The following is a 17,656-nucleotide window of genomic DNA, read 5'->3' as shown; positions in this document are numbered from 1 at the left end:
TTGAGCGGCGAGAATATAGATTATATATATTGGAGCCGCTTTTTTTATGCCTTCACACATAACCGTAAATAGGCCTGAAATAGAAGTAATTCGTCCTACGGATATTGAATATGTTGCAGATATTACTAATATTGCGAATGATATATACGATATCATGCATATAAGAAAGTTAGTGCTTAATATATGTCCGTCAATGTTTAATAGCACAGCATGTGGAACTATTGTCAAAAGTAATATGGCGACTATAAAAATGATAACCTCTAATGATGCAAGACGTATAGCCAACCTTTGTCGTATATCCATATGTAGCTTGATGCCCAGCAGTCCTGATGTAACCAAGCATCCATAAGCAATGCTGGCTACAGTAATCAAAGCTAAGATTGGTGATGCAATGTTATATGTGAATTGTCCCATAAACCATCTTATGCCTTCACTGCTTAATAGAGAATGCATATTTAAATCTGGTATCGCAGCCGTTATGAACCACGAAACCAGAATGAGTAATAACTGACATGATGCCAATACTACTGCAGAATAACTTGTTATTTTTAGTAATCGATTATTCCTCATCAGGGTGAATATTGTCTATATCTATAATTCTTAATTCGATAGCACGAACAACAAGGCGAGTTGCATTCACTCCAACCCTACCATTGCCATTAGGAAATAATTTCTGCACTAATTCGTTTTGACGTTTTTCCAAACTTTTCACTCCAAAAGGCATTCCATGTAAGTTGGTTATCTGTTCTTTAGTATATCCAAGTGCAAGGTGGCGTAGAAAACGTTCATCGTATTCGTCAATTTCATAATCAACAAATGCTTCTTGTCTCATGATTTGATTTTTCACACTTTCCATGAATTTTGAAACAATCTTTTCAAGTATTGGCTGATTAAAAACGAGTTTTTTGCCATTCATTACGCTAGCTACGTCTCCCCTAGTAAGAAGTTCGCCACTTTTTAGGATAATTCCATCGCATCCTGCGTCTAGAACGTCAACCCATAGCTTTTCGTTAAGTATTTCACCTGTGAAAATAAGGACCTTTATGTTCGGATAAGTTTCTTTTGTGTGTCGGCAAATTTCAACTCCAACAGTTGTACTTCCACCTAATCCTAGATCCAAAAGAACCAAATCAGGAATTTGTACTTTAAGAAGCTTCCAATAAGTTGCCTCATTTTCAGCCGTACCAATAATCTGAGCCTCAGGAATATCATTACGAATAATACCTTCTGTACCTTTTAGTTCAAGAGGCACATCCTCAACAATTATGATTTTAAAATTATCCATATTTTTTTATATAATGTTCAGTTTAGATGGGAGTTCTAACTCTATATCTACTCCACCAGACACGCTATTAGAAGCCTGTATTCCACAACCGCGCAAATTGCTTGCTTCTCCAATTTCTCTGACAATCTGTCGGCATATCATGTATTCAATATTAACAGATGCTGGAGTAAACAATTCTGCACATTGTTTAGCGTCAAGCTGCAAAGATAGCAATGTGATTTTTATACTAACGTAGTTTTTGTCCCTACTTGATATATTTTTTTCAAATGTTTTTTCACCACTAAGTTTTTTTAACAGATCGAACAGATATTTTATTAGTGCTTCATCAATTTTAATATTAGCATCAATCTGCCTCATGGCTTGTAAACTAAGCAGAGTATATAACTGTCTGTAATAGTTTGCTGTCTCACTTATAGCATTGAGATTGTCTTCTTGAGAGTCTACAAGTTGCCTTATTCTGGAAGGGTAATACATCGTTTCATGTTTCAAGGTTGAAAGACAGTTATCAAGAACATTATTACTGATATGCAAACGTTCATTCTCGTACTCTAACTTGCGTAGTTCGTCAACAGCGGCCTCAGTACTAACAGTCTGTTTTTTGTCTTCCTCAAGACTTGTTAGTAATGCGCTTTCTATCTTTTTAACAACATCATTCAACTGCGAATCAGAAGTCTTCAAAAGTTTATTTGCGTCATTCCATATCTTAATGATCTTTTCTAGTTTATTCGAAGAATCTATATCAGAAAGCAGAACATTATTTATATTATTGACTTTCTCTAGACATAATCGATAGTAAAGCCGATGCCGATAATACAGAAAATAATAAGCAGGGAATATAGATATGAGCATTATTATAAGTAATATTATCGCAACATTTTTGTTGTTTTCTGATTTTTGCATCACTATTACATATTCTCCTAAAGTGTTGTCTGCGGAGCGTTCTCTGAATAGTTGTGTATATAATCTATTGTTATAATGATATACATCCCATAAATGCAAAGCTAAAGCTGCAACAGCCGTTTCGTTTCTTATATCTAGAATCACGTCATAGTTAGTCTTAAGATGTGAGCGAAACCATGCTATTTCTGCAGGAATGGTCTCACTACCAATATATTTCATGGTATCTTTTCCGTTGATATATTTCGATTTGTAATATTTGTTTAAGTAATGCCTACATAAGTTAGAATATATCAATGTTTTGGTATAAGTCCTTTTTATGTTACTATAATAGGCACTGTCAGCATATTTTTCAGCAACAGCTAGATTTGCGTTTTTAGCCGCGAAAGAAGATAGAGAACCAAAGCATATACAGATTAGTAATAATGTGCGCATCATGCCTTTAGGTAGTCTAAATGCGAAGCGGCTCCCCTGCCCTTTCTTGCTCTCTGCGTAAATGGAACAAACAGAAAATATTTGACTAATTTTGTAATACCGTTCAATTATACCTTTGCAATTCATCAATCCAAAACCATGCGACATTTCTGCTTTTTGACTATCGTCCAATTTCTCATCAATAATTGTTTTGTGTTCAAAAATTTTAGCAGTCTCCTCCTCTGTCATACCTTCCCCTGTATCGAGTATTGATATTTCTACATATTCATCATGCTCTTCACCAGCTATAATAACCTTACCAGTTGGCGGTGTAAATTTTCTAGCATTATCGGCAAGAGTGTTAATCATAAACAAAGTTAGAATTTTGTCTGCTTTAACAACAGCTTCTGTAGGCTTGATAATTAAATCAATGCCTTTAAGATTGAATCCCATACTTCCGTTACTCACAATATCAAATAACGACTGCAGTCTAAAACTTTCAATATGCATGCTAAGTTGACCTTGGCGGAGTTGTATCCAATGTGTAAGGATATTATTGTAGTCAATAATTTTATCTGTTAATTCGCTGATATATGAATATCTATATTTACGTATTTCTTCAGACTCTTCACGAGATTCAAGGCATTTTATCTCATTTATTATTCTGTTGATGAATGGTAAAATGCTGTTTACCAATGATACTTTTGCGCGCTGTTCAAGATTACGTTTAATATTGTTTGAAAGGTGTAAATTTTCAATTTGAATTTTTTCTGAGATATCCTCATAGTCCTCTTTTCGTTGTCTGATACTTTGTTCTTCATCATATTGCCATTGACGTAATGGCTTAAGCAGGCTATCAATAGAAAAATTCTTATCAGTTTTTTGACGCATCCTGTCAAATATAAATAATAGAACTAGTACAAGAATAATCATCATTACAACGGCTAAAATCATTATATTCAGGGTTGAAGACGATTTATCAAGTTGCTCAGCGCGAGCTTCTAATAGCCTATCTTGGCGTGTCTTTTCTTGTATGTCAAGGTATATGTTTCTGTTATAATCACTTAATGGCTTATTATCAATAGCTGAATATGCTAGAGACAATTGTTCTCTGATAGATGATACTAAATCCGGGGCTCTTTCAATAATAGGGTTTATATACAATGCATTATTTAGGCATGTAATGGCCGAATTATAATCTTTTATTTGCCAATAACATTGAGCTAATGTCCTATATGAACCGGCAATTTGGTAAACATCACCATATTTAGAAAAAATGTTTAGAGAACGTTGTGCCAAATTTCCTGCTAAAAGAGAATCTGACATGTAATCTGTATTGACGAATTTAATATCTGGAAGATTATTTGCAATAAGATAATCTCTTGTTTTAGACTCTTGTAGATGCTCACTTATTGCTTGCATAGAGTTTGCTTCCCAAAATGGATAATGATATCTTTTTGATAGGATATAACAGCGCATTAAGTAGTCAAATTCTTCTTGACTGATGTCTTTGCTAGTACCTTTTGTTATAATTCCTCCTGATCCAATATTATAAAAATATGATAATAATTGTGCGGTATCTTTTTGTATCGGACCGAATGGATCTATTTTCTTCAGAGCATCTGCAGATTGATTTTTTAATCCTACATAGTAGAAGTAAGTTGAATTGATAATATGAAATTCTGTTGTGGCATAAGTAAGACGCATAATCTGGCGATCTGTCAATTCTTTCTTTTCTTCCTCAATTCGCCCCATTTTGCGCAATGCACTTTCGCGATATGAATAAAAATCCTTATTACGTGACTGTCTTTGACAAAGGCGCATGCATTGAACATCTGCAACTAGTAACTCTATTTGATTGTCTGTATAACCTGCTATGTTTTTTAGTAGTTTGTACGCTCCGCTGTAATTCATACGGATCGTACTAACGAAAGCTAAATTATTCAAAGCTTCAGCTTTACCTTCAGGATAACCGTCTGAAAGTAAAAAAGCTTTTCGTGCGTAAGTATATGTTGAGTCTAGATTTCTGTAATGAAATGCGTAAGATTTTGCATTCAGCATATCTACCTCGTCCTTATTTGACGGTGAACATGCTGAAAAACAGAAAAGGCTTCCTATGCATATAAGCATTAAGAAGCCTTTTACAATGTTATATTTAATTTCTTGCCTTTGCAATATATCCTAATGATTCTTTACATTTGTCTGTTATGGCTTGCCAGTTTCCTGATGCTATGGTTTCTTTTGGGAACAATTTAGAGCCCATACCCACACAAAGCACACCAGCTTTAATCCATGATGTCAGATTTTCCTCATCTGGAGATACAGCACCTGTAACCATGATATTGCTCCAACGTAGTGGACCAAGTACATTCTTTACAAATGAAGGACCACCAACATTACCTGCTGGAAATACCTTTGTTACATCACATCCTGCAGCTTGAGCATTACTCATTTCGCTTACGCTTCCGCAACCAGGAGAATAAGGAACTAGGCGACGGTTACATACTGGTGCTATTTCTGGATTGAAATTTGGTCCAACAATGAAGTTTGCACCAAGTTGCATATATAATGCTGCTGTTGCTGCATCAAGAATGGTGCCAGCACCAAGGATAAGTTTTGGACAATCTTTTGATGCCCATTTTACTAACTCACCAAATATCTCATGTGCGAAGTCACCACGATTAGTGAATTCGAAAACACGAACACCACCTTCGTAACAAGCCTTTATTACGTTTTTACATATATTAATATCACTATTATAGAATACTGGAACCATACCAGTTTCTTTCATAGCGCAAATAACTTGTACTTTATTAAATCTTGCCATTATATTTTTTGTTATAAGTTCTTAGTTTAGCGTTGAACACGACCGTTAGCATTTCCACCGGCAAGACTTTCTACTTCTGCCAAAGATACCTGATTAAAATCTCCAGGTATAGTATGCTTCAGTGCACTTGCAGCAACTGCGAATTCCAAGGCTTTAGCTTGATCCTTATATGTTAGCATTCCATGAATTAAACCACCAGAGAACGAGTCACCACCGCCAACACGATCTATAATAGGATTAATATCATAATGTTTGCTTTGGTAGAATTCTTTTCCGTCGTAAATCAAAGCTTTCCAACCATTATGTGTAGCAGACAGACTTTCACGAAGTGTTGAAACAACATACTTGAATCCAAATTCTTTCATCATTCCCTTGAAAATGCCATAGTATCCCTCAGCATCAGTCTTTCCACCTTCTACGTCTGCATCTGGTTTGAAACCAAGACAAAGTTGTGCATCCTCTTCATTGCCAATACAAACATCGACATATTTCATAAGAGGTTTCATTACTGATATCGCCTTTTCAGAAGTCCATAATTTCTTTCTGAAGTTCAAGTCTACAGATACGGTTACATTATGACGCTTAGCAGCTTCACATGCTAATTTAGTTAGTTCTGCAGCTTTGTCACTTATTGCTGGTGTTATACCACTCCAATGAAACCAATCTGCACCTTCCATAATAGCATCAAAATCAAAATCAGATGTTTCTGCTTCAGCAATAGCACTGTTGGCTCTGTCGTAAATGACTTTAGAAGGGCGCATGCTAGCTCCTGTTTCTGCGTAATAAAGACCTACTCTATCACCACCTCTTGCAATAAAATCAGTATTAACTCCATAGCGACGAAGTGCGTTTACTGCAATCTGACCGATTTCGTGTTTTGGAAGTTTTGATACGAAATATGTATCATGACCGTAATTAGCTAAACTAACGGCAACATTGGCCTCACCGCCTCCAGGTATAATTCTGAAAGAATCAGTCTGGACGAAACGATAATTGCCTTCAGGTGAAAGGCGAAGCATAATCTCACCTAATGTAACGATTTTACCCATTTTAATCTTTAATTTAATTGTTTGTTATAGATTAATTATAACTTGTTTGTCATCGCAAAAATAACTATAATTTTGCAATTTAGAAAATAAAATGAAAAAAAAATGAGGTTTTAGCTAAAATAAATGGTTGTGCGCACGCACAATTCAATATTTATTACTATATTTGCCAACAATAACACCTACTCGTGGGCGCACACAGCCCTTATTATATAAGGTATAATGCGTTTGCGGTTATTACTTAAGACTATGACTGAAAAAATAAGAATTAAAGACATCGCCGAAATGGCGGGAGTTTCTGTCGGGACAGTAGACCGTGTTCTGCACAATCGTCCTAATGTGTCACCTCCAGCTAGAGAAAAAGTGGAGAAAGCTCTCAAGGAGATGAACTATCAGCCTAATATGTATGCTAGTGCATTAGCATACAACAAGTCGTATACCTTCTATCTTTTCATTCCAAATCATGAACAGGAAACGTATTGGGAAGAAATAGAAGAAGGTGCCAACAAGGCTATGGAGTCAAGACGTGACTTCAATATTGATGTCAGAATAATGTATTATGAAAGATTTAGCGATGAGTCTTTTACTGAAAAAAGCGAAGAATGTCTGGCTAATAATCCTGATGGTGTTATTGTTGTTCCTGCGGAACTAGATATAACTCGTCTGTTTACAGATAAGTTGCATGAGTCTAATATTCCTTTTATAATGCTTGACTCTTATATGCCAGACCTATTGCCGCTTTCATTCTATGGTCAGGATTCTTTCAGCAGTGGATATTTTGCTGCAAAAATTATGATGATGGTTGCTGCAAATGATACTGAAATTATGATTATGAAACAGATGAAATCAGGTAGGGTTGTTAGTAAGCAGCAGGCTAACCGTGAAGTTGGTTTCAGACATTATATGAGAGATCACTTCCCTGATATAAAAATATTAGAGGTTAACTTGTCACTTGATAACAGCAAGACAGAATATGATACTATACTTGATGATTTCTTTAATGAGCATCCACAATTGCATCATTGCATAACGCTTAATTCAAAAGCTCATATTGTTGGTGAGTTCTTGCTTAGAACAAATCGACGTGATGTTCAAATTATGGGATATGATATGGTCGGAAAAAATGCAGAGTGCCTAAGACAAGGTAGTATTTCGTTCCTTATAGCACAGCATGCATACCAACAAGGATATAGTTGTGTTGAAGCTCTTTTTAAAGCTATTGTGCTGAAGAAAAAAGTTCAACCTGTAAATTATATGCCTATAGAATTACTATTGAAAGAAAATGTTGACTTCTATCGTAGAACTCAATTATAAATACTACATAACAAATGAAACAAACTACTGTACTGAAAATTAATAAGGCTGACTCTGTTGTTGTCTGTCTTAGACCTCTTCAAAAAGGAGAGATTATTAATGTTGATGGTGAGGATATCACTATATTGCAAGATACTCCATCTGGTCATAAAATCCTAATTCATGATACAGAAGAGGGTGTTGATATCATTAAATACGGTTACCCTATTGGTCATGCTAAAGTCAATTTAAAAGCTGGAGAATGGGTAAACGAAAATAACTTGAAGACGAATTTAGCTGGTACTTTAGAATATACATATTCGCCTGTCAATGAAGAACTTAATGTAAAAAATGAGAACAAAAAGTTTAAGGGGTATATACGTAAGAACGGTGAAGTAGGAACACGAAATGAAATATGGATTGTACCTACTGTAGGATGTGTAAATGGAGTCGCTGAAAAATTGGTCGAAAAATTAAAACAAGAGACTAAATTGGAAGGCGTTGATGCTATACACGCATGGCATCACAATTATGGTTGCTCGCAGTTAAGTGGCGATCATGAGAATACTCGTAAGATATTACGTGATATTTGTCTGCATCCAAACACTGGTGGTGTATTGGTTCTTTCTTTAGGCTGTGAAAACAACCAACCTGACGCGTTCATGGAAATGCTTGGCGATTATGATAAAGACCGCATCAAGCTTCTTGTTACCCAAAAGGTAAAAGGCGATGAAATTGAAGAGGGTATGAAAATATTGAGAGACCTCTACTCTTTGGCTAAGGATGATAAACGCGAGGATGTACCACTTAGTAAGTTGCGAATTGGACTAAAATGCGGAGGAAGTGATGGCTTTAGTGGTATAACAGCAAATCCACTTGTTGGAGAATTGTCTGACTGGTTGGTCGCACAGGGAGGAACAAGTGTTCTGACAGAGGTTCCTGAAATGTTTGGAGCTGAGACAATTTTGATGAACAGATGCAAAACTCCTGAGTTGTTTAGCAAGACGGTTAGTTTAATTAATAACTTTAAGGAATACTTTATCAGTCATGGTGAACCAGTTGGCGAAAACCCTTCACCAGGAAATAAGGCTGGTGGAATTTCAACATTGGAAGATAAGGCTTTGGGATGTACACAGAAATGTGGTCGTGCTAAAGTAAACGGAGTCTTGGAATACGGTGATCGTTTATGCGATGAAGGACTAAACTTACTTTCAGCTCCAGGAAATGACTTAGTCGCATCTACAGCTTTAGCTTCAGCTGGTTGCCAATTAGTGCTATTTACAACTGGACGTGGCACGCCATTTGGTACATTCGTTCCAACAATGAAGATAAGCACAAACTCTACCCTATTTAACAACAAGCCAAATTGGATTGATTTCAATGCTGGCGAACTTATTGAAGGTAGCGATATGAAAGATGTTCTTAATAAGTTTATTGACAAAGTCATTTCTGTGGCTAGTGGAGAACTTGTTAGAAATGAAATTAATGAATACAGAGAAATCTCTATATTTAAGAATGGTGTTACTTTATAAATAAAAATAACAATTGAGCAATAAAAAAGGATTACTGGCCCTATCGCCTTTATTTGTTTTGATAGTATTCATAGTCATGTTTACTATTTATTCAGTAAATAAGACAGACAAAGAACCAAATCTGTCACTAAGTGTAGCTTTTATGATTTCAAGCATTTATGCTGTAATTATTTCAGGCGGTATCCCTGTAAAAAAGAGGATAGATACATTTAGTAAAGGTGCTGGTGCTAGCAATCTAATGCTCATGCTTTGGATATATGTACTAGCGGGGGCATTTGCGGCTTCTGCAAAAAGTATGGGAGCTATTGATGCTACAGTTAATATGGCTCTCAATTTTTTACCGGCAAGTTTAGTCTTGCCAGGTTTATTTTTGGCAGCATGCTTTATCTCTATTTCTATAGGTACAAGTGTTGGAACAGTTGTTGCATTGGTGCCAATAGCTGCTGGAATTGCCCATTCCACTGGTTCAAATGTTCCGCTAATTACTGCAATTGTTGTTGGTGGAGCATACTTTGGTGATAATCTTTCATTTATTTCTGATACTACTGTTGTGGCGACGCAGACTCAGAATTGCAATATGTCAGACAAGTTCAAGGTTAATGCTATTATTGTGGCACCAGCGGCAATAATAGTTTTGGCTATATATGCTTTTATGGGAGCTGATTTCAATGCGCCGGCACATGTTGGGCAAGTTGAATACTTGAAGGTAATACCATATATAGCTGTTTTGATAACAGCTGTAATGGGTATTAACGTCATGGGCGTTTTAACAATAGGCTTATTTCTATGTGGCATTATAGGCATTTTTGATGGTGATTATAATCTTTATGGTTGGTTTGGTTCAATGGGTAATGGAATCTTGAGTATGGGAGAGCTTGTTATAATAGCGATGTTGGCTGGTGGTATGCTTGAAATCATAAAAGCAAATGGCGGAATCGATTATATTATAGAAAAGATAACCAACAAGATATCTGGTAAAAGAGGTGCTGAATTTTCTATTGCAGCGTTAGTCTCTTTCGTGAATTTATGTACAGCCAATAATACAGTTGCTATATTAACTGTGGGAGGAATATCTAAGAAAATTGGTGATCGCTTTGGCGTTGATAACCGAAAAGCTGCAAGTATATTGGATACTTTTTCTTGTTGTGTTCAAGGCATCATCCCATATGGTGTTCAGATGCTTCTTGCTGCTGGATTGGCAAATCTTAATCCTATGCAAATAGTGCCATATCTATACTACCCTATAGCAATTGGATTGGCAGCTACATTGGCGATTATTTTCAGATATCCTAAAAAGTATTCTTAATAAATTATAGTTATGAACATTATACACCGGAATCTATTTGCTAAATTGAGAATTGATAACTTCTCTACAAAAGAATCTCTTGAACCTATGTCTAAGTTTAAGATGAAGAAACTAATGGGCTTGATGAAAAATATTGCAGAAATGCCTGCTGGAGAAGTTACAATGTCAAATCCTATTTTGAAAGCAAGATTAAAGAAAATTCAGGAGGAAGAACGTCATGCTATTGATACATCTGTAGAAACAATCTACTTATTAAGAATTATTGCAAGTAATGTAAACGCAACAATGAATCATGGTATTCCTGTCAGGGGCATCATCCAATTAGGACAATACCTAAGAACACGAGGTAATAGTGTTGATTTTGTAAAACTTGACAATTGGTTATCAAAATTGCATATTTCAAGATTTGCACAGCTTCAAGGAAGCATTTTGATAAGTTTGTTTGGATTTGAAGCGAAAGAACTTCCTTTTGTAAAGCAACAGGAGAAGAGTGCTGTGCTTTACACACTAAGGTCAATAGAAAATGTTGAAAAAGACACAGAAGATTGGCATTTTAGGCAGGGAAATCGCGTTTTTGTGCACAATAATCAAAAAGTACTTAGAAAGAATTTGCGTCGTAGCCTTAGATATGTTGATTACGCCCCAATAGAAACGACGAGTAATTTCATATCTAATTTCTCCCATAGCCTGTCTGAAATAGAAGAATAAGCAAAATAACATTAATTTATTTTGCAGTTAAAGTCTTTTACTGTACTTTTGCATTTATGGAAATGTTTAAAAAAATATATCTATACTTGTTATTATCAATATCTACAACCGGTGGTGTTAATGCTCAAAACTATGTTCAATGTGAAGATACATGCACACATGTACATGGCATAGATTTAAGTCATTATCAGGGAAATGTATTTTGGGAGACAGTTGGTGATAATTCTAAAATGGCTTATGTCTACCTGAAGGCAACTGAAGGTGGAAATAAAATAGATGATAAATATGAGCGAAATGTTGAACTAGCTCACAAATACGGATTAAAAGTAGGATCATATCATTTTTTCAGACCAAAGGCAGACTTGAATAGTCAGTTATTGAATTTTATGACTCAATGTAGGCCTTCTGAACAGGATTTGATTCCAATGATTGATATTGAAACCAAAAGTGGAATGGGAACAGAAGAGTTTTGTGATTCTTTGTTCAAATTTCTAGATATGGTAGAGAAAGCTTACAGACAGAAACCTTTATTATACACTTTTGCAAGTTTCTATGATCATTGTTTGCTAGGAAATGTAAATGGCTACAAACTTATGATTGCTCAATATACAAAACGTGAACCTGTATTAAGTGATGATCGTGACTTCATAATGTGGCAATATACTGGTAAAGGTAGAATAAATGGTGTAAATGGATTTGTGGACAAGAGTCGTTTCATGGGACGACATGGTCTGCGAGAGATAAAATTCAGACATTAAAACAAACTTTAAATATATTATTTTATGGCTATTATAAAATGTCCAGAATGTGGGCACCCTGTCAGTGACAAAGCACCGACATGCCCTAACTGTGGAGTTGAAATCGCTGGTAAGGTAGACCTCAATGTACCACAGCAAAATATCAAGGAAAATACCAATACTCCTAAAAGTGAAAATCCAAAACCAAAACCAAAGAAGGGAATAAATAGAGTTCTTATCGTAAGTTTTGTTATTGCTTTGATTACATGTGGTGTTGTATTCTATTTTTATCATGATGCACAGACAAGTAAGGAACAAGAAGCTTATGAATATGCAATGAAGAGTACAGACCCTGCGGTTCTTCAATCATATCTTGATACTTATACAGATGCCCCTGAGGCTCATATTGATAGCATTCAAGCCCATCTTAATAGCTTTCAACAAGTTGATAAAGATTGGACCAATGCACTTGTAAGTAATTCAAAGTCTGCTTTACAGGATTATTTGGATAAGCATCCAGACTCTCCTTATAAGGCTGTTGCTGAACATAAAATTGATTCAATTGATTGGACACTTGTTTCTACAACAAATACAAATGATGCTTATAATAAGTATCTTGAAGATCATCCTAACGGAGAGCATGTAGATGAAGCTAAAGATGGAATAAAGAATCTTAACGCAAATACAGTACAACCTGAAGAGCGCGTTATAATTAATGGTCTATTCCGCAATTTCTTCCAAAGCATTAACTCTCGTGATGAACAAGCTCTTATGAGTACATGTGAGGGATTACTTACTTCTTTCCTTGGAAAGAATGATGCCACAAAGAGTGATGTTGTAACTTTCTTGAATAAAATCTGGAAAGACGATATGACAAACATGAATTGGCATATTAATAACGATTACAAAATAGATAAGAAAGAAGTTGGTGATGGTGAATACGAATACACCGTAACATTCTCTGCCATTCAAAGTAAGGAGTTTAATGATGCTTCAAAGAACGGCAAGTCTAAATTCCGTATAAGTGCAAAAGTTAGTCCTAATGACAGAATCAGTTCATTCAATATGACTAAGATCATTGAATAGTATTTTTTTAGTGATGCTTTTACGTCCAACTACCTAGGAAGAATTAGTAGTTGTGAATTAAATAAAATAATGGAGGTGAAATTTCACCTCCATTATTGTTTATATAAACTAATGCCAATCTTTTGTTGTTTGGTTTATACAAAATGAAAAACTTGTTATGTTTAGAAATCCAGATTAAGCATCTTTCATTTGTCTCAATAGTTCTTTTTGTCTCTGACTTAAGCCTGTTGGCAATTTTACATTATAGACAATAATCAAATCACCATAAGTTCCATCACCACGGCTGTAGCCTCTACCTCGCACTCTGACTTTTGTGCCATTTTGCGTTTCTGGTTTTACTTTAAGTTTAATCTTTTGATTATTGTTTAGTTGGATGATAATCTCTCCACCTAACAATGCAGTATAAATATCAATGCTAACCTTAGCTTCCATCTGTCCACTGTCCTGATGTCTACCGGCAGAACTAAATTTATCCGCATTGCGGAATCCACCACCGCCAAATAAGTCCTTGAAGAAACTAGAGAATCCTCCTCCTTGTCCAAAGCTGCCGAAATCAAAGCCTTCAAACGGATTTCCGTTAGACTGGAATCCACTACCGGCGCTATTATATTGGTCAGCTTGTTTCCACTGTTCCCCAAATTTATCATATTTAGCTCTTTTATCGCTATCTCCAATCACATCGTATGCCTCATTTAAAGCCTGAAACTTAGCTTTAGCTTTCGGGTCATTGGGATGTAAGTCTGGGTGAAAGAGTTTTGCGCGCTTCCTGTAAGCTGCGCGTACATCTTTTTGAGGTATATTCCTATCAACACCTAAAATCTTGTAATAATCTATAAATGCCATAAAATGTCCTCCAATTATATATTGTTTTTTGTAAAACTAATATGCAAAAATCATGCCGAATATGTTTGCTCTCTTATTTTTTTGGCACGCACTTTGCACTATATCCGCAAAAAGAAATATAGTTGAAGTCTTAAATTATAATTTCTCTGTTTGTTACAATATAATATTGTTGTAAAAGTTTTGAGATTAGCCACAAAACAATTACATTTGCAATAGGGGAGTTAATTAAAGGATAAAAGGAGATTTAAATATGACAAGTCAATTTTCACCAAAGGTTTCCGAAATACTGGCATTCAGCCGGGAGGAAGCGACACGCCTCGCAAGTCGATATGTAGGTCCAGAACATCTGGTGCTTGGCATATTGCGTGAAAAGGAAAATCCGTTGCAGAATTTGTTTAAACGAATGAATATTGACGAGCAAAACGTAAAGTTTGAGCTTGAGAAGAAAGTTCGTGAAGATGAACTCTCTGAACCGATAATCACTTCAGAACTGGTACTGAATGAGCAAGCAAGTAACATATTGAAACTTGCTGTGCTTGAGGCTAGATTGCAACATACACAGATGGTTGACGTGCAACATTTAATATTGGCGATTTTGCATGATCAAGTTAACAATGGTGCCAAGGAAATATTAGAATTAAACAACATGAATTACGAAGATACACTATCATACTTGCAGGTTCAGAGAAGTAATTCACCCGTGCAGAATGGGCTTGAACTACCTGATGAGGATGATGAAGATGAGTTTGATGCCAAACCTTCAGGAGGGCGTCAGGCAGAATCATTAAAAGTAAAGAATAACAGTAGTAAAACACCGATACTTGATAATTTTTCAACAGATCTTACGCAAGCTGCTCTTGACGGTAAACTAGATGTAGTTGTTGGACGTGAGAAGGAAATACAGCGAGTGACAGAAATACTTTGTCGTCGCAAGAAAAATAATCCTATTTTGATAGGTGAACCAGGCGTTGGCAAAAGTGCAATTGTAGAGGGGCTTGCTCAACTTATAGTTCAGCACAAGACATCGCCACTACTTTTTAACAAGCGGGTGGTAAATCTCAATATGACAGCTATTGTTGCTGGAACAAAGTATCGCGGACAGTTTGAGGAACGTATACGTGATCTCATAAAAGAACTTGAGCGAAACAGCGATATTATTGTATTTATTGATGAAATACATACAATAATCGGTGCAGGAAGTACACCTGGAAGTATGGATGCTGCAAATATAATGAAACCAGCTTTGGCTAGAGGTGCTATTCAATGTGTTGGAGCAACGACTCTTGATGAATACAGACAGAGTATTGAAAAAGACGGCGCCCTTGAACGCAGATTTCAGAAAGTATTGGTTGAAGCCACTTCTGCAGATGAAACATTGTCTATATTGAATAATATCAAAGACAGATATGAAGAGCATCACCATGTGACATACACTGACGAAGCTTTAAAGGCATGTGTCAATCTGACAGAAAGATATATCACTGATAGATGTTTTCCAGATAAGGCTATTGACGCTCTTGATGAGGTCGGTTCACACATCCATTTGCAGCATGCAGAAGTTCCAACAGAAATCACTGAGAAGCAGAAAGAACTCGAGGAAACTATAACTAAGAAGAATGTTGCTGTTAAAAATCAGAACTTTGAACTTGCTGCAGGATACCGTGACTATCAGTCAAAACTGGAAGCTGAGATAAAAGATCTTAATGAAAAATGGAGCAAGGGTGAGAATGGAGACAGACACATTGTCACTGATACAGATGTCGCTGATGTTGTTTCTACAATGGCAGGTATACCTGTGCAAAGAATTGCGGAAAAAGAAAATATACGATTGAAGAATATGGCTAAAGTGCTGACTGAAAATGTTATTGCACAGGATAAGGCTATAGAAAAAATGGTAAAAGCCATTCAGAGAAATCGTGTTGGAATAAAAGATCCAAATCATCCGATCGGAGTTTTCATGTTTCTAGGGCCTACTGGTGTCGGCAAAACATATTTGGCAAAACAGTTGGCAAATTACATGTTTGGTTCTTCTGATGCATTGATACGTATAGATATGAGTGAATATTCCGAAAGTTTCAACACGTCTCGTCTTGTTGGAGCCCCTCCGGGATATGTAGGATATGAGGAAGGCGGACAGTTAACTGAAAAAGTGCGTAGACATCCCTACTCTATTGTATTGCTAGATGAAATCGAGAAGGCTCACGGTAACGTGTTTAACATGTTACTTCAAGTCCTAGACGAAGGTAGACTCACTGATGGCAACGGTCGTTTAGTTGATTTCAGAAACACTGTTATCATAATGACATCCAATTCAGGAACTCGCCAATTAAAAGAATTTGGTCGTGGTGTTGGTTTTAATGCTGGTGGAACTCTAGGTTTAAGCATTAATGACAAGGATAAGGAATATGCACGTAGCATCATTCAAAAAAGTCTTAGCAAACAGTTTGCTCCTGAATTCCTTAACCGTCTTGATGAGATTGTAACATTCGATCAGTTGGACCTAACTGCAATAAAAAAGATCATAGATATAGAGCTCAAAGAACTTTTTGCTCGCATTGAGTCTTTAGGTTATAAATTGTCTATAACAGATAAGGCTAAGGAATTTGTTGCTACCAAAGGATACGATGTGCAATTTGGTGCCCGTCCATTGAAGCGTGCCATTCAAAACTATATTGAAGACGGTGTATGTGAACGTATTCTAAGCGGTGATATTAAGGAGGGGGGCACTATAAATATCGGCAAAAATCCAAACAAGGATGAGTTGACATTCAAATAGTCTTTGTAGAAATGCAAACTCCACTTTGCAAAGCGTATTTATAATGCGTTATCGATAAAGTACTGAATAAAAAAAACATTAAATGAGGAAAAAGCATACCAAGAAATAGGTATTTTTCCTCATTTTTTTGTAATTTTGCGGTCAAACTCAATAGAAATTCTATTATACATATTTAATAATCAATTTAGTGAATATGATTTATTCTAAAGAAGTCGACAACATGTGTGTTGTTGCAAAGGGCCCAAATCATGGTCCAGCCCCAATTCCTGAAGAAGGAAAATGGATTCAGGCTAAAGAGATTAAAGACATCTCTGGTTATACTCACGGTGTGGGTTGGTGTGCTCCTCAGCAGGGTGCTTGTAAGCTATCTTTGAATATCAAGGATGGTATTATTCAGGAAGCTCTTGTTGAGACAATAGGTTGTACAGGTATGACTCACTCTGCTGCTATGGCATCAGAAATCCTTCCTGGAAAGACTATTCTTGAAGCTCTTAATACCGACTTGGTTTGTGATGCTATCAACACAGCAATGCGTGAACTTTTCTTGCAGATTGTATACGGTCGTAGTCAGAGTGCATTCTCTGAGGGCGGTCTTGTTATCGGTGCAGGTCTTGAGGATCTTGGTAAAGGTCTTCGTAGCCAGACAGGTACACTTTACGGTACAGTAGCTAAGGGTACTCGTTACCTTGAGTTGACTGAAGGCTATATCACAAAGCAGTTCCTTGATAAGGACAGTCAAGTTTGTGGTTATGAGTATGTTCAACTTGGCAAGATGATGGAAGCTATCAAGAATGGCGTGGACGCTAACGAAGCAGTTAAGAAGTTCACAGGTTCTTATGGTCGTACTACTGCTGAGCAGGGTATTGTTAAAGCTATTGATCCACGTAAAGAATAAGGAGATACAGA

14 protein-coding genes are annotated in these 17,656 nt (G+C 36.2%); 9 read left to right on the top strand and 5 right to left on the bottom strand.

Translation table 11 applies throughout. The annotated features are described in order from the left end of the window. The first annotated feature begins 46 nt into the window (after nt 1-46). Nucleotides 47-349, top strand: a complete 303-nt coding sequence (locus tag B045_RS15215) for a hypothetical protein (RefSeq protein ID WP_154650068.1) — start codon at nt 47-49, stop codon at nt 347-349. 210 nt (nt 350-559) lie between these two features. On the opposite strand, the gene B045_RS0100275 is transcribed toward B045_RS15215, so the two are convergent. Genes B045_RS0100275 through B045_RS0100260 form a run of 4 tightly spaced genes read right to left on the bottom strand, consistent with a single transcriptional unit; the run spans nt 560 to nt 6,472 of the window. Beyond that, nucleotides 560-1,285 (bottom strand): DUF5932 domain-containing protein, encoded by a 726-nt coding sequence (locus B045_RS0100275; RefSeq protein ID WP_018462258.1) that lies wholly within the window; start codon nt 1,283-1,285, stop codon nt 560-562. 6 nt (nt 1,286-1,291) lie between these two features. Further along, nucleotides 1,292-4,726, bottom strand: coding sequence for a sensor histidine kinase (locus B045_RS0100270; RefSeq protein WP_018462257.1), 3,435 nt, complete (start codon nt 4,724-4,726; stop codon nt 1,292-1,294). A 25-nt stretch (nt 4,727-4,751) separates the two neighbouring features. After that, nucleotides 4,752-5,423, bottom strand: a complete 672-nt coding sequence (locus B045_RS0100265; RefSeq protein ID WP_025882907.1) for a bifunctional 4-hydroxy-2-oxoglutarate aldolase/2-dehydro-3-deoxy-phosphogluconate aldolase — start codon at nt 5,421-5,423, stop codon at nt 4,752-4,754. A 26-nt stretch (nt 5,424-5,449) separates the two neighbouring features. Next, nucleotides 5,450-6,472 (bottom strand): sugar kinase, encoded by a 1,023-nt coding sequence (locus tag B045_RS0100260; protein WP_018462255.1) that lies wholly within the window; start codon nt 6,470-6,472, stop codon nt 5,450-5,452. 246 nt (nt 6,473-6,718) lie between these two features. Here B045_RS0100260 and B045_RS0100255 point away from each other — a divergent pair, with 246 nt between their 5' ends. The 6 genes from B045_RS0100255 to B045_RS0100230 are packed head-to-tail and all read left to right on the top strand — an operon-like array spanning nt 6,719 to nt 13,131. Beyond that, nucleotides 6,719-7,783 carry a LacI family DNA-binding transcriptional regulator gene (locus B045_RS0100255; RefSeq protein ID WP_018462254.1) on the top strand — a complete coding sequence of 355 codons (1,065 nt, stop codon included), beginning with the start codon at nt 6,719-6,721 and terminating at the stop codon, nt 7,781-7,783. 14 nt (nt 7,784-7,797) lie between these two features. Further along, nucleotides 7,798-9,294 (top strand): UxaA family hydrolase, encoded by a 1,497-nt coding sequence (locus tag B045_RS0100250; RefSeq protein ID WP_018462253.1) that lies wholly within the window; start codon nt 7,798-7,800, stop codon nt 9,292-9,294. Between the two features lie 13 nt (nt 9,295-9,307). After that, nucleotides 9,308-10,600, top strand: a complete 1,293-nt coding sequence (locus tag B045_RS0100245; protein WP_026234280.1) for a Na+/H+ antiporter NhaC family protein — start codon at nt 9,308-9,310, stop codon at nt 10,598-10,600. A gap of 12 nt (nt 10,601-10,612) precedes the next feature. Beyond that, nucleotides 10,613-11,308 carry a hypothetical protein gene (locus tag B045_RS0100240; RefSeq protein ID WP_025882904.1) on the top strand — a complete coding sequence of 232 codons (696 nt, stop codon included), beginning with the start codon at nt 10,613-10,615 and terminating at the stop codon, nt 11,306-11,308. A 56-nt stretch (nt 11,309-11,364) separates the two neighbouring features. Continuing rightward, nucleotides 11,365-12,066, top strand: a complete 702-nt coding sequence (locus tag B045_RS0100235) for a glycoside hydrolase family 25 protein (RefSeq protein ID WP_018462250.1) — start codon at nt 11,365-11,367, stop codon at nt 12,064-12,066. Between the two features lie 24 nt (nt 12,067-12,090). Then, complete coding sequence (locus B045_RS0100230) at nt 12,091-13,131, top strand: zinc ribbon domain-containing protein (RefSeq protein WP_018462249.1); 1,041 nt, start codon at nt 12,091-12,093, stop codon at nt 13,129-13,131. A 174-nt stretch (nt 13,132-13,305) separates the two neighbouring features. On the opposite strand, the gene B045_RS0100225 is transcribed toward B045_RS0100230, so the two are convergent. Next, nucleotides 13,306-13,974: a DnaJ domain-containing protein gene (locus tag B045_RS0100225; RefSeq protein WP_018462248.1), complete on the bottom strand. Its 669-nt coding sequence runs from the start codon at nt 13,972-13,974 to the stop codon at nt 13,306-13,308. 250 nt (nt 13,975-14,224) lie between these two features. Between B045_RS0100225 and B045_RS0100220 the strand changes: the two genes are divergently transcribed. Beyond that, nucleotides 14,225-16,750, top strand: coding sequence for an ATP-dependent Clp protease ATP-binding subunit (locus B045_RS0100220; RefSeq protein ID WP_018462247.1), 2,526 nt, complete (start codon nt 14,225-14,227; stop codon nt 16,748-16,750). A 193-nt stretch (nt 16,751-16,943) separates the two neighbouring features. After that, nucleotides 16,944-17,645: an iron-sulfur cluster assembly scaffold protein gene (locus B045_RS0100215; RefSeq protein ID WP_018462246.1), complete on the top strand. Its 702-nt coding sequence runs from the start codon at nt 16,944-16,946 to the stop codon at nt 17,643-17,645. Nucleotides 17,646-17,656: the final 11 nt, after the last annotated feature.

The organism is Segatella paludivivens DSM 17968 = JCM 13650 (genome assembly GCF_000373185.1).
GTDB classification, from domain to species: Bacteria; Bacteroidota; Bacteroidia; order Bacteroidales; family Bacteroidaceae; genus Prevotella; species Prevotella paludivivens.
The sequence above is the reverse complement of the archived record's forward strand: the minus strand, read 5'-3'. Positions and strand labels throughout refer to the sequence as shown.